The following is a 19681-nucleotide window of genomic DNA, read 5'->3' on the forward strand; positions in this document are numbered from 1 at the left end:
AATACCTCTCCGCTTACTGTTCTACGTCTATTTACCCTCCTAAATCTCAGTTATGTAAGGCTTTTCCTGTGGACCGCTCCTTGACGGTGTGGTGGGCGCATTCCTATAGTGTGCATAAGTGGTGGAAAGTGGCATAAAGTGGGTTTTCTAGACGTAAAACGCTAATATTTGGAGATGCGATCAGTGTTTCGCGGAGCCAACGCAATCAGTCTCGATGCCAAGGGCCGTCTCGCAATGCCGAGTCGGTACCGTGACGAGCTGATTTCGCGAAGTTCCGGGCAATTGATCGTGACCATTGATGCGGTAGATCCCTGCTTGTGTGTGTACCCGCTTGATGAGTGGGAATTGATTGAAACCAAGCTTCGGGCGCTGCCTTCGTTGCGTGAAGAAAACCGCCGTTTGCAACGTCTGTTGATTGGTAACGCCGTCGATCTTGAGCTCGATGGCAGCGGTCGTTTTCTGGTGCCACCACGTTTGCGTGAATATGCCAAGTTGGATAAGCGCGCGATGTTGGTAGGCCAGCTAAACAAGTTTCAACTGTGGGACGAGGATGCCTGGGAAGCTGTTTCTGCCGCTGACCTTGCAGCCATTCAACAACCGGGCGCGATGCCTGACGAACTGCGTGATTTAATCCTGTGACTATAGATAGCGGCTTCAACCACATCACCGTACTGCTTGACGAAGCCGTAGAGGCTCTCGCCGTACGTCCTGATGGATGCTATCTGGATGGCACCTTCGGTCGCGGCGGACATAGCCGCCTGATACTCCAGAAGCTGGGCCCCGAGGGGCAATTGCTCGGGTTCGATAAAGATCCACAGGCGATTGCCACAGGGCAAGCGCTAGCGGCCGAAGACGGCCGCTTTGTTATTGTGCAGCGTAGTTTTGCTGAAATGGGATCCGAAATTGCCGATCGCGGTCTGGCCGGCAAGGTCGACGGTGTACTGCTCGACCTGGGCGTGTCTTCGCCTCAGCTTGATGATCCGGAGCGCGGTTTCAGCTTCATGAATGACGGCCCGCTGGACATGCGTATGGACCCGGACCGCGGCATCAGCGCTGCCGAGTTCGTCAACACGGCATCCCAGGAAGAAATTGCCCGCGTATTCAAGGAATATGGCGAAGAGCGCTTTTCCGGTCGTATGGCTCGCGCGGTGGTAGAGCGTCGAGACATCAAGCCGTTTGAGCGCACCGGTGATCTGGCTGAAGTCTTGAAAGTGGCCAATCCGGCCTGGGAAAAGGGCAAGCACCCTGCAACCCGTACCTTCCAGGGTTTGCGTATTCACGTGAACAACGAACTGGGTGACCTTGAGGCTGGCCTTGAGGCTGCATTGGAGTCCCTGGCAATCGGCGGCCGTCTGGTGGTGATCAGCTTTCACTCCCTGGAAGACCGTATCGTCAAATTGTTCATGCGCAAACTGGTCAAGGGCGAGCCTGACAACCTGCCGCGCGGCTTGCCCGTTCAGCACGTCGCTTTTGTTCCGAAAATCAAAATTCACGGCAAGGCCCAGACCGCGTCCGATGCCGAACTCAAAGCCAATCCACGTTCGCGCAGCGCTGTAATGCGCGTCGCGGAGAAGCTTCGTTGAACAAGCTCTTCGCCAAACCACTTCCCGGCGGAAGTTTTTTCATGCTGCTGCTATTTCTTGGCGTGCTGGTTTCGGCTGTGGGCGTTTCTTACAGTGCCCACTGGAACCGTCAGTTGCTCAACACCCTGTACGGGGAGCTGAGTGTGCGGGACAAGGCGCAGGCAGAATGGGGGCGTTTGATTCTCGAACAAAGCACCTGGACCGCCCATAGCCGTATCGAGTCATTGGCCAGCGAACAACTGAAAATGCGCATTCCAGGCGCAGCAGAAGTTCGAATGGTGGCGCCATGATCAAACTCGAAGGCGCGCTCTACCCGTGGCGTTTTCGTGTGGTGCTGGCATTGCTGGCACTGCTGGTAGGCGCGATCGCGTGCCAGATCGTTTACCTGCAAGTGATCGACCATGACTTCCTCAAGGGGCAGGGCGATGCTCGCAGCCTGCGGCATATCCCGATTCCTGCACACCGTGGCCTGATTACCGACCGCAATGGTGAGCCGCTGGCCGTGAGTACGCCGGTGACGACCCTGTGGGCCAACGCCAAGGAAATGCAGGTTGCCAAAGACCGTTGGCCAGCCTTGGCGCACGCGCTTGGGCAAGACCCCAAAGTGCTGACGGCGCGCCTGGAGCAGCAAGCCAATAAAGAATTTATCTATCTGGTTCGGGGCCTGACCCCAGAGCAGGGCCAGGTTGTGCTCGACCTCAAGGTGCCGGGTGTTTATGGCATTGAAGAGTTCCGCCGCTTTTACCCTGCCGGTGAAGTGACGGCGCACATGGTCGGCTTTACCGATATCGACGATAAAGGTCGTGAAGGCGTCGAGCTGGCCTATGACGAGTGGCTGGCCGGGGTTCCGGGCAAGCGGCAAGTGATCAAGGACAGGCGCGGGCGTCTGATCAAAGACGTGCAAGTGACTAAAAACGCCAAGGCAGGTAAGACCTTGGCGTTGTCGATTGACCTGCGCCTGCAGTATCTGGCCAACCGCGAACTGCGCAATGCGCTGGTCGAGAACGGCGCCAAGGCTGGCAGCCTGGTGATCATGGATGTGAAGACCGGCGAGATTCTGGCCATGGTCAACCAGCCCACCTACAACCCCAACAACCGTCGCAACCTGCAACCGGCGATGATGCGTAACCGCGCCATGATCGATGTGTTCGAGCCGGGCTCGACGGTCAAGCCGATCTCCATGAGTGCTGCGCTGGAAACCGGGCGCTGGAAGCCTACCGACAAGGTAGAGGTTTATCCGGGCACCCTGCAGTTGGGCAAGTACACCATTCGTGACGTATCCCGTTCCGAAGGTCCGGTCCTCGACCTGACCGGCATCCTGATCAACTCCAGTAACGTGGGCATGAGTAAGGTTGCCTTCGATATCGGTGGCGAAGCGATCTTCCGCCAGATGGCCAAGATGGGCCTGGGGCAAGACACCGGCCTGGGTTTCCCGGGTGAGCGTGTCGGCAACCTGCCCAACTACCGCGAGTGGCGCAAGGCTGAAACCGCGACCCTGTCTTACGGCTACGGCGTGTCCGTCACCGCTATCCAGCTGGTTCACGCGTTTTCGGCATTGGCCAACAACGGCAAGCTTGCCCCGCTGACCCTGCTCAAGACTGACAAGGACAAGCCTGTAGATGCGACTCAAGTCATGCCCGAACAAGTCGCCAAAACGGTGCAGGGCATGCTCCAGGAAGTGATCGAAAACCCTCGCGGTGTATGGCGTGCCAAGGTGCCGGCGTATCACGTTGGCGGCAAGTCGGGTACAGCGCGTAAAACATCTTCCGGCGGCGTCAAAGGCTACGCAGTGAACTCTTATCGTTCCCTGTTCGCCGGCTTCGGCCCCATGAGCGACCCGCGTTACGCGATCGTTGTAGTGATCGATGAACCGAGCAAGGCGGGCTACTTCGGTGGTCTGGTTTCCGCTCCGGTATTCAGCAAAGTCATGTCCGGCACTCTGCGTCTGATGAACGTGACCCCGGATAACCTGCCGACGGCAGCGGAGCAACAAGCAGCCGCTGCTGCGGCAGCAGCCAAAGGAGGGCGCGGCTAATGTCCCTGAGCCTGAACAAGATTTTTCCTCACGCCGGCCACGATCTGCTGATTCGTGAATTGACTCTCGACAGTCGCAATGTACGCGCAGGTGATCTGTTCCTTGCGGTACCCGGCGGCAAGCTCGATGGTCGTGAACATATCGCTGACGCGTTGAAACGCGGCGCAGCTGCGGTTGCCTATGAAGTAGAGGGGGCAGATGTACTGCCAATCACTTCTGTTCCACTGATTCCGGTCAAAGGTCTGGCGGCTCAGCTATCTGATATCGCCGGGCGCTTTTATGGTGAGCCGAGCCGTCACCTCAATCTGGTTGGCGTGACCGGCACCAACGGTAAAACCAGCGTCACCCAGTTGGTAGCGCAAGCACTGGACCTGCTGGGCCAGCACTGCGGCATCGTCGGTACGCTGGGCACGGGTTTTTATGGCGCGCTGCAAAGCGGTCGCCACACCACGCCAGACCCTATTGCCGTTCAGGCCATGTTGGCCGACCTGAAAAAGGCCGGTGCCAAGGCTGTCGCGATGGAAGTTTCCTCCCATGGCCTGGATCAGGGGCGTGTCAGCGCATTGGCGTTCGACGTTGCCGTGCTGACCAACCTGTCCCGTGATCACCTGGATTACCACGGCACAATGGAGGCTTATGCCGCTGCCAAGGCCAAGCTGTTTGCCTGGTCGGACCTGCGTTGCCGCGTACTGAACCTGGATGATGAGTTCGGTCGCCAGCTGGCCGCTGAAAAGCACGGTTCGCGCCTGATCACTTATAGCCTTGAAGACAGCAGTGCCACGCTGTATTGCCGCGATGCGACCTTCGATGACGACGGCGTTCGCGCCACCGTGGTGACGGCCCAAGGCGAGCACCTACTGCGCAGTTCCTTGCTCGGGCGCTTCAACCTGAGCAACGTACTGGCCGCTGTAGGTGCCTTGCTGGGTCTGGATTACGCGCTGGATGAAATTCTGGCCGTGCTGCCGAAACTTGAAGGTCCGGTCGGGCGCATGCAGCGCCTGGGCGGCGGCACCAAACCGCTGGTGGTGGTCGACTACGCCCATACCCCGGATGCTCTGGAAAAAGTATTGCTGGCTCTGCGCCCACACGCCAAAGGCAAATTGCTGTGCCTGTTCGGCTGCGGCGGCGATCGAGATCGCGGCAAGCGTCCATTGATGGCGCAAGTGGTTGAGCGTCTGGCTGACGGTGTGTTGGTCACAGACGACAACCCGCGCTCAGAAGCGCCCGCGCAGATCTTTGATGACATTCGTGTTGGTTTTACCGCGCCACAAAGCGTCACCTTTGTCGCTGGTCGCGATGATGCCATTGCTCAATTGATCGCCGCTGCCAGCGCCGAAGACGTGATTGTGCTGGCCGGTAAAGGCCATGAGGACTATCAGGAAATCAACGGCGAACGCCATGATTTTTCTGACCTGGTAGAAGCCGAGAAAGCCCTGAATACCTGGGAGGCTGCCCATGCTTAAGCCTCTGTTGCTGAGTGAAGTGGCTACTGCCCTGCAGGGGCGCCTGGTTGAAGCGGACTGCCGCTTCAATGGCGTCAGCATCGACAGTCGTGCAATTACCAAGGGGCAGCTGTTTATTGCCCTGACCGGTCCACGCTTTGATGGCCACGATTATTTGAATGAAGTGGCTGCCAAGGGCGCCGTTGCCGCCCTGGTCGAGCGCGAAGTGCCTGAGTCGGCACTGCCTCAGCTGGTGGTCAAAGACACGCGAGAAGCGCTGGGTCAGTTGGGCGCGCTCAATCGTGCCGGCTTTGACAAACCGGTTGCGGCCATTACCGGCTCCAGTGGCAAGACCACCGTCAAGGAAATGCTCGCCTGCATTCTGCGTACCCGTGGTCCGGTACTGGCGACCAAAGGTAACCTGAACAACGATCTGGGTGTGCCGCTGACGCTGCTTGAACTGAGCACCGAACATACGGCTGCAGTCATTGAGCTGGGCGCTTCGCGTGTTGGCGAAATCGCCTACAGCGTGGCCTTGACCAAACCTCATGTTGCCGTGCTCAACAATGCCGGCACAGCCCATGTGGGCGAGTTTGGCGGTCCGGAAAAAATCGTTGAAGCCAAGGGCGAGATCATTGAAGGCCTGGATGCTGACGGTATCGCTGTACTGAACCTGGATGACAAGGCATTCGCCATCTGGAAGAACCGTGCAGCGGGGCGCAAAGTGCTGAGCTTTGCCCTGGAAAACCCCCAGGCCGACTTCCATGCCAGCGATCTGACCCGTGACCCACGGGGTTGCCCGGGCTTCAAGTTGCACAGTCCACTGGGGGTCGAACCGGTTCAACTCAACCTGCTGGGCAACCATAACGTGGCCAACGCATTGGCGGCCGCAGCGGCTGCCCATGCCCTGGGTATCTCGTTGTTTGGCATCAAAACCGGCCTTGAAGCCGTGTTGCCGGTCAAAGGTCGCGCGGTTGCGCAACTGACCGCTGATGGCCTGCGAATTATTGATGACACTTACAACGCAAACCCCACCTCAATGTGCGCTGCCGTTGATATACTCGCCGCCTTTTCCGGCCGCACCGTCCTGGTGCTCGGAGATATTGGCGAACTGGGTGAGTGGGCGGAGCAAGGACATCGTGAAGTAGGCGCTTATGCCGCCGACAAAGTTTCAGCGCTCTATGCGGTGGGACCCATGATGGCTCATGCCGTCACAGCATTTGGACACCAGGCTCGTCACTTCGCCAATCAGGCTGACCTGATCAAGGCGCTTCGCGCTGAGCACGAAACAAACACCACTATTTTGATCAAGGGCTCGCGCAGCGCTGCGATGGAAAACGTCGTTGCGGCTTTGTGCGGTTCCAGCGGGGAGAAACATTAATGCTGCTGCTGCTAGCGGAGTATCTGCAACAGTTCTACAAAGGCTTCGCGGTCTTCCAGTACCTGTCCCTGCGGGGGATTTTCGGGGTGCTGACCGCGCTGACCTTGTCGCTGTGCCTGGGGCCGTGGATGATCCGCACCCTGCAAAACCGTCAGATCGGCCAATCGGTCCGTAACGACGGCCCGCAATCCCATTTGTCCAAATCCGGCACCCCGACCATGGGTGGCGCGTTGATTCTGTCTGCGATCACTGTCAGTACCCTGTTGTGGGCTGACCTGAGCAACCGTTATGTGTGGGTCGTGATGATCGTGACCCTGCTGTTCGGCGCCATTGGCTGGGTCGATGACTATCGCAAGGTCATCGAGAAAAACTCCCGGGGCCTTCCGAGCCGCTGGAAGTATTTCTGGCAGTCGGTGTTTGGTCTGGGTGCAGCGATCTTCCTGTACGTGACGGCACCAAGCGCAGTCGAAACCACCCTGATCCTGCCCATCCTCAAGGACGCCAGTATCCCGCTGGGTATCGGCTTTGTTGTACTGACCTACTTCGTGATCGTCGGGTCCAGCAACGCGGTCAACCTGACTGACGGCCTGGATGGCCTGGCGATCATGCCGACCGTGATGGTGGGCGGTGCGCTGGGTATCTTCTGCTACCTGTCGGGCAACGTGAAATTTGCCGACTACCTGCTGATCCCGTATGTCCCGGGCGCCGGTGAGTTGATCGTATTCTGCGGTGCGCTGATTGGCGCCGGTCTCGGATTTCTGTGGTTCAACACCTACCCGGCACAAGTGTTCATGGGTGACGTCGGCGCACTGGCGCTGGGCGCGGCACTGGGCACCATCGCGGTGATCGTGCGTCAGGAAATCGTGCTGTTCATCATGGGCGGTGTGTTCGTGATGGAAACCCTGTCCGTGGTGATCCAGGTAGCGTCCTTCAAGTTGACCGGCAAGCGGGTGTTCCGCATGGCGCCGATTCATCACCACTTTGAACTCAAGGGCTGGCCCGAGCCTCGCGTGATCGTCCGCTTCTGGATTATCACCGTGATCCTCGTGTTGATCGGTCTTGCCACGTTGAAGCTGAGGTAGAACCTGTGTCTCTGATCGCTTCTGACCACTTCCGCATCGTTGTCGGCCTCGGCAAGAGCGGCATGTCCCTGGTGCGCTTTCTAGCGCAGCGGGGCGTGTCGTTTGCCGTGGCAGACACGCGGGAAAATCCACCGGAGCTGGCCACGCTGCGCCGTGACTACCCGCAAGTGGAAGTGCGTTGTGGCGAACTGGATGTCGAATTCCTGTGCCGTGCCGACGAGCTTTACGTGAGTCCCGGCCTGGCACTGGCAACCCCGGCCCTGCAAGCAGCGGCGGCCCGTGGCGTGAAACTGTCGGGTGACATCGACCTGTTCGCGCGTAACGCAAAGGCGCCTATCGTTGCAATCAGTGGCTCCAACGCCAAAAGTACAGTGACCACGCTGGTCGGTGAGATGGCTGCAGCAGCCGGCAAGCGCGTGGCGGTCGGTGGCAACCTCGGCACGCCGGCACTGGATCTTCTGAGCGATGACATCGAGCTGTACGTGATGGAGCTGTCGAGCTTCCAGCTGGAAACCACCAACCAGCTGGGCGCTGAAGTGGCCACCGTGCTCAACGTCAGCGAAGACCACATGGACCGCTACAGCGGCCTGCCTGCCTATCACCTGGCCAAGCACCGGATTTTTCGTGGTGCCAGGCAAGTGGTGGTCAATCGTCAGGATGCGTTGACGCGCCCACTGATGAGTGAAGGTCAGCCGTGCTGGACCTTCGGCCTCAGTGCGCCGGATTTCAAGGCTTTTGGCCTGCGTGAAGAAAACGGCGAAAAATACCTCGCCTTTGAATTTCAGAACCTGATGCCGGTTCGCGAACTGAAGGTGCGTGGCGCTCACAACCAGGCCAATGCACTCGCGGCATTGGCACTGGGTCACGCCGTGGGCTTGCCGTTCGATGCCATGCTGGAAAGCCTGCGCAATTTCACCGGCCTTGAACACCGCTGCCAGTGGGTACGCGAGCTCGATGGCGTGAGCTACTACAACGACTCCAAGGCCACCAACGTCGGTGCAGCACTGGCTGCCATCGATGGCTTGGGCATGGACATGGACGGCAAGCTGATCCTGATCGCTGGCGGTGACGGCAAGGGTGCCGACTTCAGCGGCCTGCGTGATTCGGTCGCCAAGTACTGCCGTGCCGTCGTGCTGATGGGCCGTGATGCCGACTTGATCGCAGAGGCGGTGGGCGACTCGGTGCCACAAGTGCGGGTCAGTTCCCTCGACGAAGCGATCGAGCAAAGCCGTGCGCTGGCCCAGCCTGGCGATGCGGTACTGCTGTCGCCTGCCTGCGCCAGTTTTGACATGTTCAAGAACTATGAAGAGCGCGGCCATTTGTTTGCCCGTGCCGTGGAGGTGTTGGCATGATTTTCGGCATCCTCAAGCCTTATCCTTCGCCGCTGATCACGGGCCGTGGCATCGATCTCGACTTTCCGTTGCTGGCCGGTTGCCTGACCCTGCTCGGTCTTGGGCTGGTGATGATTACTTCGGCGTCGTCCGAAGTTGCCGCCTTGCAGTCGGGCAACACGCTGTACCACATGATCCGCCACCTGTTTTACATCGTCCTCGGTCTGGGCGCGTGCATCATGACCATGATGGTGCCGATTGCGACCTGGCAACGCCTGGGCTGGTTGTTGCTGATCGGTGCGTTTGGCTTGCTGGTGATGGTGCTTATTCCAGGTATCGGGCGTGAAGTGAACGGCTCCATGCGCTGGATCGGGTTCAGCTTCTTTAACGTGCAGCCTTCCGAAATCGCCAAAGTTTTCGTGGTGATCTACCTCGCGGGCTACCTGGTGCGCCAGCAGAAAGAAGTTCGCGAGAGCTGGATGGGCTTCTTCAAGCCTTTCATCGTTTTACTGCCTATGGCTGGCCTGCTGCTCATGGAGCCGGACTTCGGTGCCACGGTTGTAATGATGGGCGCGGCGGCTGCCATGTTGTTCCTGGGTGGTGTCGGCCTGTTCCGCTTCGCCCTGATGGTGGCGCTGGCGGTGGGTGCGGTGTTTGTTCTGGTCCAGGCGCAGCCTTACCGGATGGCGCGCTTGATCACGTTCACCGACCCGTGGTCCGACCAGTTCGGTTCCGGCTACCAACTGACCCAGGCCCTGATCGCGTTCGGTCGCGGGGAGTGGCTTGGCGTCGGTTTGGGTAACAGCGTGCAAAAACAGTTCTACCTGCCTGAAGCGCACACCGACTTCGTGTTCTCGGTGCTGGCTGAAGAGCTGGGCGTAGTCGGCTCGTTGCTGACCGTGGGCCTGTTTGTATTCGTCTGTGTTCGCGGCATGTACATCGGCTTGTGGGCCGAGCGCGCCAAACAGTATTTCGCGGCCTATATGGCGTACGGCTTGTCGTTCCTGTGGATCGGCCAGTTCCTGATCAATATCGGGGTAAACGTCGGTTTGCTGCCCACCAAGGGCCTGACCCTGCCATTCCTCAGTTATGGCGGCAGCTCGCTGGTGATTTGCTGTGTGTGCATGGGCTTGTTGCTGCGCATCGAGTGGGAGAGTCGAACCCACCTGGGTAGCGAAGAGACCGATTTCAAAGAAAGCGACTTCGATGAGGAGCCGACCCATGGGCGCTAATGTGCTGATCATGGCGGGCGGCACCGGCGGCCACGTGTTCCCGGCGCTGGCCTGCGCCCGCGAGTTCGAAGCTCGGGGCTACACCGTGCACTGGCTCGGTACTCCCCGTGGCATCGAGAACGAACTGGTTGAACCTGCTGGTTTCAAACTGCACCTGATCAATGTCGCGGGCTTGCGGGGCAAGAGCAAACTGTCGCTGATCAAAGCGCCCTTTGTGCTGCTCAATGCGCTGTTTCAGGCGCGCAAGATCATTCGCCAGCTCAAGCCGGTGTGTGTGCTGGGCTTTGGTGGCTACGTGACCGGACCTGGCGGTCTGGCAGCCAAAATCTGCGGTGTGCCGGTGATCATTCACGAGCAGAACGCGGTAGCCGGCACGGCCAATCGTCTGCTTGTGCCCATGACCCGTCGCGTGTGCGAAGCCTTCCCTGAAACCTTCGCGGCCTGCGACAAACTGCGTACCACCGGCAACCCGGTACGTCCTGAACTGTTCTCCCTTGCGCCACGGGCCGCACTGGAAGGGCGCAAGGCGCGCCTGCTGGTGCTGGGTGGCAGCCTGGGCGCTGAGCCGCTGAACAAATTGTTGCCTGAAGCCTTGGCCAAAGTGCCGGCTGACGTTCGTCCTGACGTGTTCCATCAGGCAGGCAAGCAGCATGACCAGATTACAGCCGAGCGCTACACCGCGGTCGGTGTCGAGGCTGATGTGCAGCCTTTTATCAAAGACATGGCCCATGCCTATGGCTGGGCCGACCTGGTGGTTTGTCGCGCAGGCGCGCTGACCGTCAGTGAACTGGCTGCGGCCGGTCTGCCTTCGCTGCTGGTGCCTTTGCCCCACGCGATTGACGACCATCAGAGCCGTAATGCCGACTTTTTGGCACGCGAGGGCGCAGCCTTCCTGATGCCGCAAGCGACAACTGGCGCAGCCGAACTGGCTGCACGCCTGACAGAGGTTTTGATGCAACCGGAACGACTGAACAGCATGGCGGCCAATGCCCGCCACCTGGCCAAACCTGATGCGACCCGCAACGTTGTAGATATCTGCCTGGAGGTGGCCAATGGTTGAGAATCAAAAAGCTATGCCACAACCCGAGATGCGTCGCATCCGTCGTATCCACTTTGTCGGTATCGGCGGTGTGGGCATGTGCGGCATTGCCGAGGTGTTGCTGAACCTGGGTTATGACGTGTCGGGTTCGGACTTGAATGCATCACCTGTGACCGAGCGTCTTGAGTCGTTCGGTGCGCAAATTTTTATCGGTCACCGCGCCGAAAACGCCGCCAACGCCGATGTGCTGGTGGTGTCGAGTGCCGTTAATACCTCCAACCCTGAGGTCGCGACTGCCCTGGAGCGCCGTATTCCGGTAGTGCCTCGGGCCGAGATGCTGGCTGAGCTGATGCGCTATCGCCACGGCATCGCCGTTGCCGGTACACACGGTAAAACCACCACGACCAGCCTGCTGGCTTCGGTGTTCGCGGCCGGTGGCCTGGACCCGACGTTCGTGATCGGTGGTCGCCTGAATGCAGCTGGCACCAATGCACAGCTGGGCACCAGCCGTTACCTGATTGCCGAAGCTGACGAGAGCGATGCCAGCTTCCTGCACCTGCAGCCAATGGTTGCAGTGGTCACCAACATCGACGCCGACCACATGGCGACCTATGAAGGTGACTTCAACAAGCTGAAGAAGACCTTCGTAGAGTTCCTGCACAACCTGCCGTTCTACGGTTTGGCCGTGCTGTGCCTGGACGATCCGGTGGTGCGTGAAATCCTGCCGCTGGTCAAGCGTCCGACCGTCACCTACGGCTTCAGTGAAGCGGCTGACGTGCGCGCGATCAATGTTCGCCAGCAAGGCATGCAGACGTTCTTCACTGTGCTGCGCCCGGACCGCGAGCCGCTGGACGTGTCGGTGAACATGCCGGGTAACCACAACGTACTCAATGCCCTGGCAACCATCTGCATTGCCAGCGATGAAGGCATCAGCGATGAAGCCATCGTTCAGGGCTTGTCGGGTTTTGAGGGTGTGGGTCGTCGCTTCCAGGTGTACGGCGAGCTGCCTGTTGAAGGCGGCAGCGTGATGCTGGTCGATGATTACGGTCATCACCCGACGGAAGTCGCAGCGGTCATCAAGGCCGTACGCGGTGGCTGGCCGGAGCGCCGTCTGGTGATGGTTTACCAGCCGCACCGTTTCAGCCGTACCCGTGACCTGTACGACGATTTCGTCCAGGTGCTGGCCGATGCCAACGTATTGCTGTTGATGGAAGTCTACCCGGCCGGCGAAGAGCCGATTCCGGGCGCTGACAGCCGCCAGCTGTGCCACAGCATCCGCCAGCGCGGTCAGTTGGACCCGATCTACATCGAGCGCGGCGTTGAGCTGGCGCCGATCGTCAAGCCGCTGCTGCGCGCCGGCGACATCCTGTTGTGCCAAGGGGCAGGCGATATAGGCCGTCTGGCACCGCAACTTATCAAGAGCCCGCTGTTCGCCGGTGCTGTTGTTGCTACCAGTGAAGGAAAGTTGAAATGACTGCTGCCTACGCCAACCTGTTCTCGACCATTGCCCCTGCCGATTTTGGCCGCGTGGCGGTGCTGTTCGGCGGCAAAAGCGCTGAGCGTGAAGTCTCGTTGAAATCGGGCAATGCCGTACTGGGTGCGCTGCAAAGCGCCGGTGTGGATGCCTTCGGTATCGATGTGGGCGATGACTTCATCACCCGCATCACCCACGAAAAGATCGACCGTGCGTTCATCATCCTTCACGGCCGTGGCGGTGAAGACGGCAGCATGCAAGGCCTGCTGGAGTGCCTGGGCATCCCCTACACCGGCAGTGGCATCCTCGCGTCGGCCCTGGCCATGGACAAGCTGCGTACCAAGCAGGTGTGGCACAGCCTGGGTATTCCAACGCCGCGTCACGCCGTGTTGAGCAGCGAAGCCGACTGTATTTGTGCAGCCAAGGAACTGAGCTTCCCTTTGATCGTCAAACCGGCACATGAAGGTTCAAGTATCGGTATGGCCAAGGTGAATAATGTTGACGAGTTGATCGTCGCCTGGGCCGATGCCAGCAAGTACGACTCGCAAGTGTTGGTTGAACAATGGATCTCGGGTCCTGAGTTCACCATCGCCACCCTGCGTGACCAGGTGTTGCCTCCTATTGCCCTGGGTACGCCGCACACCTTTTACGACTACGACGCCAAGTACGTGGCCAACGATACCCAGTATCGAATCCCGTGCGGCCTCGACAGTGCCAAGGAACAAGAGCTCATGGACCTCACGGCGAAAGCCTGCGAGGCGATCGGCATTGCCGGTTGGGGCCGCCTGGACGTGATGCAGGACACCGCAGGCCAGTTCTGGCTGCTGGAAGTCAACACCGCGCCGGGCATGACCGATCACAGCCTGGTGCCGATGGCGGCCAAGGCGGCGGGTCTGGACTTTCAACAGTTGGTGCTGTCGATTCTGGCGGCAAGCTTAGAGGCGCGGGGTTAAGTCCATGCAAGGTGCATCGCTTCGTCATCAACCACCTGCTCCCGGCCGCAAGCCGGTGCCGCGTGGCGCCAGCCGGATGGTGGCGAAAGAGCCGATGTCGGTGCGTTTGCCAAAAGCCAATTTTGGTTTTTTGAAAGCCTTGTTCTGGCCGGTACTGCTGGTGGCTCTGGGTTATGGCACCTACGAAGGTGCACAGCGTTTGATGCCGTATGCAGATCGGCCGATCACCAATGTCAACGTGCAGGGTGATTTGACTTACATCAGCCAGCAAGCCGTGCAGCAGCGTATCGCTCCGTATGTGGCGGCGAGCTTCTTCACAGTAGACCTGGCAGGCATGCGCACCGAGCTTGAGCAAATGCCCTGGATCGCCCACGCCGAAGTTCGTCGTGTATGGCCCGACCAGGTGGTGATTCGCCTTGAAGAGCAACTGCCGGTCGCTCGCTGGGGTGATGAAGCACTGCTCAACAACCAGGGCCAGGCGTTCACCCCGCGTGAGCTGGCCAACTATGAGCATTTGCCGCAGCTGTTTGGTCCACAACGGGCTCAGCAGCAAGTGATGCAGCAGTATCAGGTGTTGAGCCAGATGCTGCGTCCGATGGGTTTTTCAATTGCCCGGCTGGAATTGCGTGAGCGCGGTAGCTGGTTCCTGACCACCGGAGCCGGCAGTGCAGGGCCAGGGATCGAGTTGCTGTTGGGGCGCGATCATCTGGTAGAAAAAATGCGTCGCTTCATAGCCATCTATGAAAAAACGCTGAAAGAACAGATTACAAACATAGCGCGCATCGATTTGCGTTATGCCAACGGATTGGCCGTCGGCTGGCGGGAACCTGTGGCACCCACGATAGCCCAACCCGCTGTCGCGAAGAATTAAGAAGAGGCAGGACCCATGGCAAATGTGCAAAGCGGAAAAATGATCGTCGGCCTCGATATCGGCACCTCCAAGGTGGTTGCGCTGGTGGGCGAGGTCGGTGAAGACGGCGTTATCGAGATCGTCGGTATTGGCACGCATCCGTCCCGGGGCCTGAAGAAAGGCGTGGTGGTGAACATCGAGTCCACCGTGCAATCGATCCAGCGCGCCATCGAAGAAGCGCAGCTGATGGCCGGTTGCCGGATTCACTCGGCGTTTGTCGGCGTTGCCGGCAACCACATCCGCAGCCTGAACTCCCACGGCATCGTGGCGATTCGGGATCGCGAAGTCAGCTCGGCCGACCTTGAACGCGTACTCGACGCTGCCCAGGCCGTCGCGATTCCGGCTGACCAGCGCGTGCTGCATACCCTGGCGCAGGACTACGTGATCGACAACCAGGAAGGCGTTCGTGAGCCACTGGGCATGTCGGGCGTGCGTCTGGAAGCCAAGGTTCACGTAGTGACGTGCGCCGTGAATGCTGCACAGAACATCGAGAAATGCGTGCGCCGCTGTGGCCTTGAGGTGGACGACATCATCCTCGAGCAACTGGCGTCGGCTTACTCGGTGCTGACCGATGACGAAAAAGAACTGGGCGTTTGCCTGGTCGATATCGGTGGCGGTACCACCGACATCGCGATCTTCACCGAAGGCGCGATTCGCCACACGGCAGTGATCCCGATTGCGGGTGATCAGGTGACCAACGACATCGCGATGGCGCTGCGTACACCGACCCAATATGCCGAAGAAATCAAGATTCGTTACGCCTGTGCACTGGCCAAGCTGGCTGGCGCCGGCGAAACCATCAAGGTGCCGAGCGTAGGCGATCGTCCACCGCGCGAGCTGTCGCGTCAGGCGTTGGCCGAGGTGGTCGAACCGCGTTACGACGAACTGTTCACCCTGATCCAGGCGGAGCTGCGTCGCAGCGGCTACGAAGACCTGATCCCTGCAGGCATCGTTTTGACCGGTGGTACTTCAAAGATGGAAGGCGCGGTCGAACTGGCCGAAGAGATCTTCCACATGCCGGTTCGCCTGGGCGTGCCGCACAGCTTCAAGGGCTTGACCGACGTTGTGCGCAATCCGATTTACTCCACCGCTGTGGGCTTGTTGCTGTACGGACTGCAAAAGCAGTCAGACGGTATTTCCATATCGGGTATCAGCAACCGCGACAACTACAGCAGTGACGAACAAAAAGCCCCTGTGCTTGAGCGCCTGAAGCGCTGGGTGCAGGGCAACTTTTAAAGCTTGAGCTGTAAAAAGATTCAAAGCGGTAGAAGTAGGCGAAAAAAACTAGAGAACTGAAAGGAGAGGGACCATGTTCGAACTCGTAGACAACATCCCGCAAAGCCCGGTAATCAAGGTTATCGGTGTTGGTGGTGGCGGTGGCAATGCTGTTAACCATATGGTTAAGAGCAACATCGAAGGCGTGGAATTCATCTGCGCCAACACTGACGCGCAAGCGCTGAAAAGCATTGGCGCTCGTACCATCCTGCAACTGGGCACTGGCGTGACCAAGGGCCTGGGTGCCGGCGCGAATCCAGAGGTGGGTCGTCAGGCTGCTCTGGAAGACCGTGAGCGCATCGCTGAAGTGTTGCAGGGCACCAACATGGTGTTCATCACCACGGGCATGGGCGGTGGTACCGGTACCGGTGCTGCGCCGATCATTGCCGAAGTGGCCAAGGAAATGGGCATTCTCACCGTTGCGGTGGTGACTCGTCCGTTCCCGTTCGAAGGTCGCAAGCGCATGCAGATCGCTGACGAAGGTATTCGTCTACTGTCCGAAAGCGTCGATTCGTTGATCACGATTCCGAACGAAAAACTGCTCACCATCCTGGGCAAGGACGCAAGCCTGCTGTCGGCTTTCGCCAAGGCCGATGACGTGTTGGCCGGTGCCGTGCGCGGTATCTCCGACATCATCAAGCGTCCGGGCATGATCAACGTCGACTTTGCCGACGTGCGTACCGTGATGAGCGAAATGGGCATGGCAATGATGGGCACTGGCTGCGCCAGCGGTCCGAACCGTGCACGTGAAGCGACCGAAGCGGCTATCCGCAACCCGTTGCTTGAAGACGTAAACCTGGAAGGCGCTCGCGGCATCCTGGTCAACATCACCGCCGGTCCTGACCTGTCCCTGGGTGAGTACTCCGACGTGGGTAGCATCATCGAAGCCTTTGCTTCCGAGCACGCGATGGTGAAGGTCGGTACCGTTATCGATCCGGACATGCGCGACGAACTGCATGTGACCGTGGTTGCTACCGGTCTGGGCGCAAAAATCGAGAAGCCGGTCAAGGTCATCGACAACAGCGTTCAAGCCTCGTACGCAGCTTCTGCGGCACACAACGCACCTGCTCGTCAGGAAGCGCGTACCGAGCGTCAGGAACAGCCGGTAGTCAACTACCGTGACCTGGACCGTCCGACCGTGATGCGTAACCAGGCACAGCAAGGCGCGACGACCGCTGCCAAGCTCAATCCTCAAGACGATCTGGATTACCTGGACATCCCGGCTTTCCTGCGTCGACAGGCTGATTAATGAAATCAATCAGGGCTATTAAGGTGATTGGTGTTCAGCAAAGGCTCGGTCTGCTATTATCGCCAGCCTTTGTTGATACCAGTTCGCAATTTGCGCTGAAGCGGCCAATGCCATGATTAAACAACGCACCCTGAAAAATATTATCCGTGCCACAGGTGTCGGCCTGCACTCCGGTGAGAAGGTCTACCTGACCCTCAAGCCTGCGCCTGTGGATACCGGCATCGTGTTTTGTCGTGCAGACCTTGACCCTGTTGTGCAGATCCCTGCGCGCGCGGAAAACGTCGGCGAGACGACGATGTCGACCACGTTGGTCAACGGCGATGTAAAAGTAGACACGGTAGAGCACTTGCTCTCGGCCATGGCTGGCCTGGGGATCGATAACGCCTACGTCGAACTCTCCGCGTCTGAAGTCCCGATTATGGACGGTAGCGCCGGGCCTTTCGTGTTTCTGATTCAATCTGCCGGCCTGGAAGAACAGGACGCGCCGAAGAAGTTCATCCGTATCCTGCGTGAAGTGACAGTGGAAGATGGCGACAAGCGCGCCACTTTCGTCCCTTTCGAAGGGTTCAAGGTGAGCTTCGAGATCGATTTCGATCACCCGGTTTTCCGTAACCGCACCCAAAGTGCAACCGTGGATTTCTCAAGTACTTCGTTCGTAAAAGAAGTCAGCCGCGCACGTACCTTTGGTTTCATGAGTGACATCGAGTACCTGCGCAAGCACAACCTCGCACTCGGCGGTAGCGTAGAAAACGCGATCGTGGTCGACGCGGATGGTGTACTGAACGAAGACGGCCTTCGCTATGAAGACGAATTCGTGAAGCACAAGATCCTCGACGCCATTGGCGACCTTTACCTGTTGGGCAACAGCCTGATCGGTGAATTCAAGGGCTTCAAGTCTGGCCATGCACTGAACAACCAGCTGATTCGCAAGCTGCTTGAGCAGACCGATGCGTGGGAAGTCGTGACCTTTGAAGATGCCAGCACTGCACCGATCTCGTACATGCGTCCGGTTGCGGCAGTTTAAGTAAAACTTCTTTCTCTAGTTTTTGAAGGCCACCCTCGGGTGGCCTTTTTTTTGGTTGCGATTACGTCGTGTACCGGTGTTATTCCGTGGTTTTAGGCTTCAGGGCATTGAGCCCGGTTTCATTGATATCCATGACCCGGTTTCTGCCGCGCTTCTTGGCTTGATAGAGGGCTTTATCGGCAGTGCTGATCAGTTGGTCCTGAGCGTCACCCGGTTTTGCGTAGCGGGTGCAGGCACCCAGGCTGACAGTGAGCTTGTGGGTTGCCAGGTTGGCAGGCTCCATGTGCTCCACCGCGCTGCGAATCTTTTCAGCCAGCAGGCGAGTACCCGCGGCGTCGGTCTCGGTCAGGACAACGGCAAATTCCTCGCCGCCATAGCGGGCAGCCAGATCGGCTGGGCGGCGCACGTGGGCCTTGATTGCCTGTGCGACCTGGCGCAAGGCTTCATCACCGGCCTGATGACCATAGCTGTCGTTGAAGGCCTTGAAATGATCGATATCAATCATGATCAGTGACAGCGGCGCGCCCGTGCGTTGCGCCCGTCGCCATTCCATATCCAGTGTTTTGTCCAGCATGCGCCGATTGGCCAGCCCGGTAAGCGGGTCGGTGGAGGCCAGGGTTGCAAGCTCCAGCTCGGCGCGTTGGCGCAGGCGCAGTTCGCGGACCAGGAGCCAGGTGAGCCATAGCAGGCCCATGCAGAGCAGCAGGGTGGCGCTGCCGATCAACAGGGCCGTGTGCTGCCAGTTACTGAAAATGTGCTCGGTCGACAAGGCAACCACGACCACCATGGGCAGTTCGTTGACCTGTGCGAAGTTGTACAGGCGTTTCAGGTTGTAGGCACCGGACATGGCGGTAAAGCTGCCGTAGCGTTCGGTGAGAAAGCGCAGAAAGGTTGGCGACTGGCTCAGGTCCTGGCCGGTGTAAAACTTGGTCGCCGCCGGAGACTGGCTCAGCAGGATACCGTCCGTGCTGATCAGGCTGATGTTTCCTGTCGGTCCAAGGTCCAGCCCGCGAAACAGATTCTGAAAGTAGCTTATTTTCATCTGGGCGACGGCAACGCCGCCAAAACGCCCGTCGGGGGCTGTAATTCTACGGCTCAAAATCAGGTTCCAGTCATTGGGGCTCTCGCTGACAAGCAGGGGGCGACTGATGTAGAGCTCATCATTTTTTGCAGTGAGGTGGACCTTGAACCAGGGCTGCTGGCGGGCGTCGTCCAGCGAGGCCACCGGAGGGCGAGAGCTGGCAATCAGTTTGCCTTCGGCATCGAGTACAAAGAACCCGGCGTTGGAGGGCGCCTCAATAGCCCTGTCGAAGAGCACCGACTTTTGAGTCTGTGGCGAAAGAGGGGCCAATGCCTGGCTTTGCATCAAGTTGATCAGGTTGCTCAGGGAGGTGTCGTAGATCGAGAGCGTGTTGCGAATATCCCGGCTGATCAGTTGCACAATGTTCAGCGCAGCGCGTGCAGCGTCTTGCTCGGTGTTGCGGTACTCCCTGACCAGCAAATAGCCAACGATGCTGAGGATGGCCAGCACCGAGAGGGCGCTGGCCCCGACCAGCATGCGTCGGGTGATGATGTGTGAACGCGGGGAAAAAGGAATGGGCTTACCCTCACAGATACGATTTTTGCCCTGCCGTAAGGGGATGCCTTACAGAGATAAGGCCAGCTAAAAAG

At 59.0% G+C, this 19681-nt stretch carries 17 protein-coding genes; 16 read left to right on the forward strand and 1 reads right to left on the reverse strand.

Annotated features, from left to right (window positions below; all coding sequences use genetic code 11):
- Nucleotides 1–183: 183 nt before the first annotated feature.
- The 16 genes from mraZ to lpxC all read left to right on the forward strand — a co-directional run bounded on the left by mraZ (nucleotide 184) and on the right by lpxC (nucleotide 18010).
- Nucleotides 184–639, forward strand: a complete 456-nt coding sequence (gene mraZ / locus VSQ83_RS03630) for a division/cell wall cluster transcriptional repressor MraZ (RefSeq protein ID WP_019408593.1) — start codon at nucleotides 184–186, stop codon at nucleotides 637–639.
- Nucleotides 636–1583 carry a 16S rRNA (cytosine(1402)-N(4))-methyltransferase RsmH gene (gene rsmH / locus VSQ83_RS03635; protein WP_019823810.1) on the forward strand — a complete coding sequence of 316 codons (948 nt, stop codon included), beginning with the start codon at nucleotides 636–638 and terminating at the stop codon, nucleotides 1581–1583. The genes mraZ and rsmH overlap by 4 nt, the downstream gene beginning before the upstream one ends.
- Nucleotides 1580–1873 carry a cell division protein FtsL gene (gene ftsL / locus VSQ83_RS03640; RefSeq protein ID WP_133078916.1) on the forward strand — a complete coding sequence of 98 codons (294 nt, stop codon included), beginning with the start codon at nucleotides 1580–1582 and terminating at the stop codon, nucleotides 1871–1873. The genes rsmH and ftsL overlap by 4 nt, the downstream gene beginning before the upstream one ends.
- Nucleotides 1870–3618, forward strand: coding sequence for a peptidoglycan D,D-transpeptidase FtsI family protein (locus tag VSQ83_RS03645; RefSeq protein WP_133078917.1), 1749 nt, complete (start codon nucleotides 1870–1872; stop codon nucleotides 3616–3618). The genes ftsL and VSQ83_RS03645 overlap by 4 nt, the downstream gene beginning before the upstream one ends.
- Nucleotides 3618–5081: a UDP-N-acetylmuramoyl-L-alanyl-D-glutamate--2,6-diaminopimelate ligase gene (locus VSQ83_RS03650; protein WP_326425317.1), complete on the forward strand. Its 1464-nt coding sequence runs from the start codon at nucleotides 3618–3620 to the stop codon at nucleotides 5079–5081. Before VSQ83_RS03645 ends, VSQ83_RS03650 begins: the two co-directional genes overlap by 1 nt.
- On the forward strand, nucleotides 5074–6441 hold the full coding sequence (locus VSQ83_RS03655; RefSeq protein ID WP_326425320.1) for a UDP-N-acetylmuramoyl-tripeptide--D-alanyl-D-alanine ligase: 1368 nt from the start codon (nucleotides 5074–5076) through the stop codon (nucleotides 6439–6441). Before VSQ83_RS03650 ends, VSQ83_RS03655 begins: the two co-directional genes overlap by 8 nt.
- Nucleotides 6441–7523: a phospho-N-acetylmuramoyl-pentapeptide-transferase gene (gene mraY / locus VSQ83_RS03660; RefSeq protein ID WP_133078920.1), complete on the forward strand. Its 1083-nt coding sequence runs from the start codon at nucleotides 6441–6443 to the stop codon at nucleotides 7521–7523. The genes VSQ83_RS03655 and mraY overlap by 1 nt, the downstream gene beginning before the upstream one ends.
- A gap of 5 nt (nucleotides 7524–7528) precedes the next feature.
- The gene (gene murD, locus VSQ83_RS03665; RefSeq protein WP_133078921.1) at nucleotides 7529–8875 is read left to right on the forward strand and encodes a UDP-N-acetylmuramoyl-L-alanine--D-glutamate ligase; all 1347 of its coding nucleotides are present in this window, start codon (nucleotides 7529–7531) and stop codon (nucleotides 8873–8875) included.
- Nucleotides 8872–10086, forward strand: coding sequence for a putative lipid II flippase FtsW (ftsW, locus tag VSQ83_RS03670; RefSeq protein ID WP_133078922.1), 1215 nt, complete (start codon nucleotides 8872–8874; stop codon nucleotides 10084–10086). The genes murD and ftsW overlap by 4 nt, the downstream gene beginning before the upstream one ends.
- The gene (murG, locus tag VSQ83_RS03675; RefSeq protein ID WP_326425322.1) at nucleotides 10076–11146 is read left to right on the forward strand and encodes an undecaprenyldiphospho-muramoylpentapeptide beta-N-acetylglucosaminyltransferase; all 1071 of its coding nucleotides are present in this window, start codon (nucleotides 10076–10078) and stop codon (nucleotides 11144–11146) included. The genes ftsW and murG overlap by 11 nt, the downstream gene beginning before the upstream one ends.
- Entirely contained in the window at nucleotides 11139–12599 is a 1461-nt protein-coding gene (gene murC, locus VSQ83_RS03680) for a UDP-N-acetylmuramate--L-alanine ligase (protein WP_133078924.1), read from the forward strand. Before murG ends, murC begins: the two co-directional genes overlap by 8 nt.
- Nucleotides 12596–13552 (forward strand): D-alanine--D-alanine ligase, encoded by a 957-nt coding sequence (locus tag VSQ83_RS03685; protein ID WP_133078925.1) that lies wholly within the window; start codon nucleotides 12596–12598, stop codon nucleotides 13550–13552. Before murC ends, VSQ83_RS03685 begins: the two co-directional genes overlap by 4 nt.
- Before the next feature lie 4 nt (nucleotides 13553–13556).
- Nucleotides 13557–14423 carry a cell division protein FtsQ/DivIB gene (locus VSQ83_RS03690; RefSeq protein ID WP_019823789.1) on the forward strand — a complete coding sequence of 289 codons (867 nt, stop codon included), beginning with the start codon at nucleotides 13557–13559 and terminating at the stop codon, nucleotides 14421–14423.
- A gap of 15 nt (nucleotides 14424–14438) precedes the next feature.
- Nucleotides 14439–15698 carry a cell division protein FtsA gene (ftsA, locus tag VSQ83_RS03695; RefSeq protein ID WP_133078926.1) on the forward strand — a complete coding sequence of 420 codons (1260 nt, stop codon included), beginning with the start codon at nucleotides 14439–14441 and terminating at the stop codon, nucleotides 15696–15698.
- Between the two features lie 73 nt (nucleotides 15699–15771).
- Entirely contained in the window at nucleotides 15772–16986 is a 1215-nt protein-coding gene (ftsZ, locus tag VSQ83_RS03700) for a cell division protein FtsZ (protein WP_019823786.1), read from the forward strand.
- Nucleotides 16987–17098: 112 nt separating this feature from the next.
- The gene (gene lpxC / locus VSQ83_RS03705; protein WP_019823785.1) at nucleotides 17099–18010 is read left to right on the forward strand and encodes a UDP-3-O-acyl-N-acetylglucosamine deacetylase; all 912 of its coding nucleotides are present in this window, start codon (nucleotides 17099–17101) and stop codon (nucleotides 18008–18010) included.
- A gap of 79 nt (nucleotides 18011–18089) precedes the next feature.
- Here the strand turns inward: lpxC and VSQ83_RS03710 are convergent, their stop codons facing one another.
- Nucleotides 18090–19568 carry a sensor domain-containing diguanylate cyclase gene (locus VSQ83_RS03710; protein WP_219260908.1) on the reverse strand — a complete coding sequence of 493 codons (1479 nt, stop codon included), beginning with the start codon at nucleotides 19566–19568 and terminating at the stop codon, nucleotides 18090–18092.
- Between the last annotated feature and the right edge of the window lie 113 nt (nucleotides 19569–19681).

Source organism: Pseudomonas sp. DSV-1, from assembly GCF_035830915.1.
Taxonomy (GTDB): domain Bacteria; phylum Pseudomonadota; class Gammaproteobacteria; order Pseudomonadales; family Pseudomonadaceae; genus Aquipseudomonas.

Excerpts from the sequence above, each read along its gene's own strand:
- VSQ83_RS03645 (WP_133078917.1), top strand. The coding sequence starts at position 1,870 with ATGATCAAACTCGAAGGCGCGCTCTACCCGTGGCGTTTTCGTGTGGTG.
- VSQ83_RS03650 (WP_326425317.1), top strand. The coding sequence starts at position 3,618 with ATGTCCCTGAGCCTGAACAAGATTTTTCCTCACGCCGGCCACGATCTG.
- VSQ83_RS03655 (WP_326425320.1), top strand. The coding sequence starts at position 5,074 with ATGCTTAAGCCTCTGTTGCTGAGTGAAGTGGCTACTGCCCTGCAGGGG.
- mraY (WP_133078920.1), top strand. The coding sequence starts at position 6,441 with ATGCTGCTGCTGCTAGCGGAGTATCTGCAACAGTTCTACAAAGGCTTC.
- ftsW (WP_133078922.1), top strand. The coding sequence starts at position 8,872 with ATGATTTTCGGCATCCTCAAGCCTTATCCTTCGCCGCTGATCACGGGC.
- murG (WP_326425322.1), top strand. The coding sequence starts at position 10,076 with ATGGGCGCTAATGTGCTGATCATGGCGGGCGGCACCGGCGGCCACGTG.
- murC (WP_133078924.1), top strand. The coding sequence starts at position 11,139 with ATGGTTGAGAATCAAAAAGCTATGCCACAACCCGAGATGCGTCGCATC.
- VSQ83_RS03685 (WP_133078925.1), top strand. The coding sequence starts at position 12,596 with ATGACTGCTGCCTACGCCAACCTGTTCTCGACCATTGCCCCTGCCGAT.
- VSQ83_RS03690 (WP_019823789.1), top strand. The coding sequence starts at position 13,557 with ATGCAAGGTGCATCGCTTCGTCATCAACCACCTGCTCCCGGCCGCAAG.
- ftsA (WP_133078926.1), top strand. The coding sequence starts at position 14,439 with ATGGCAAATGTGCAAAGCGGAAAAATGATCGTCGGCCTCGATATCGGC.
- ftsZ (WP_019823786.1), top strand. The coding sequence starts at position 15,772 with ATGTTCGAACTCGTAGACAACATCCCGCAAAGCCCGGTAATCAAGGTT.
- lpxC (WP_019823785.1), top strand. The coding sequence starts at position 17,099 with ATGATTAAACAACGCACCCTGAAAAATATTATCCGTGCCACAGGTGTC.
- VSQ83_RS03710 (WP_219260908.1), bottom strand. The coding sequence starts at position 19,568 with ATGCTGGTCGGGGCCAGCGCCCTCTCGGTGCTGGCCATCCTCAGCATC.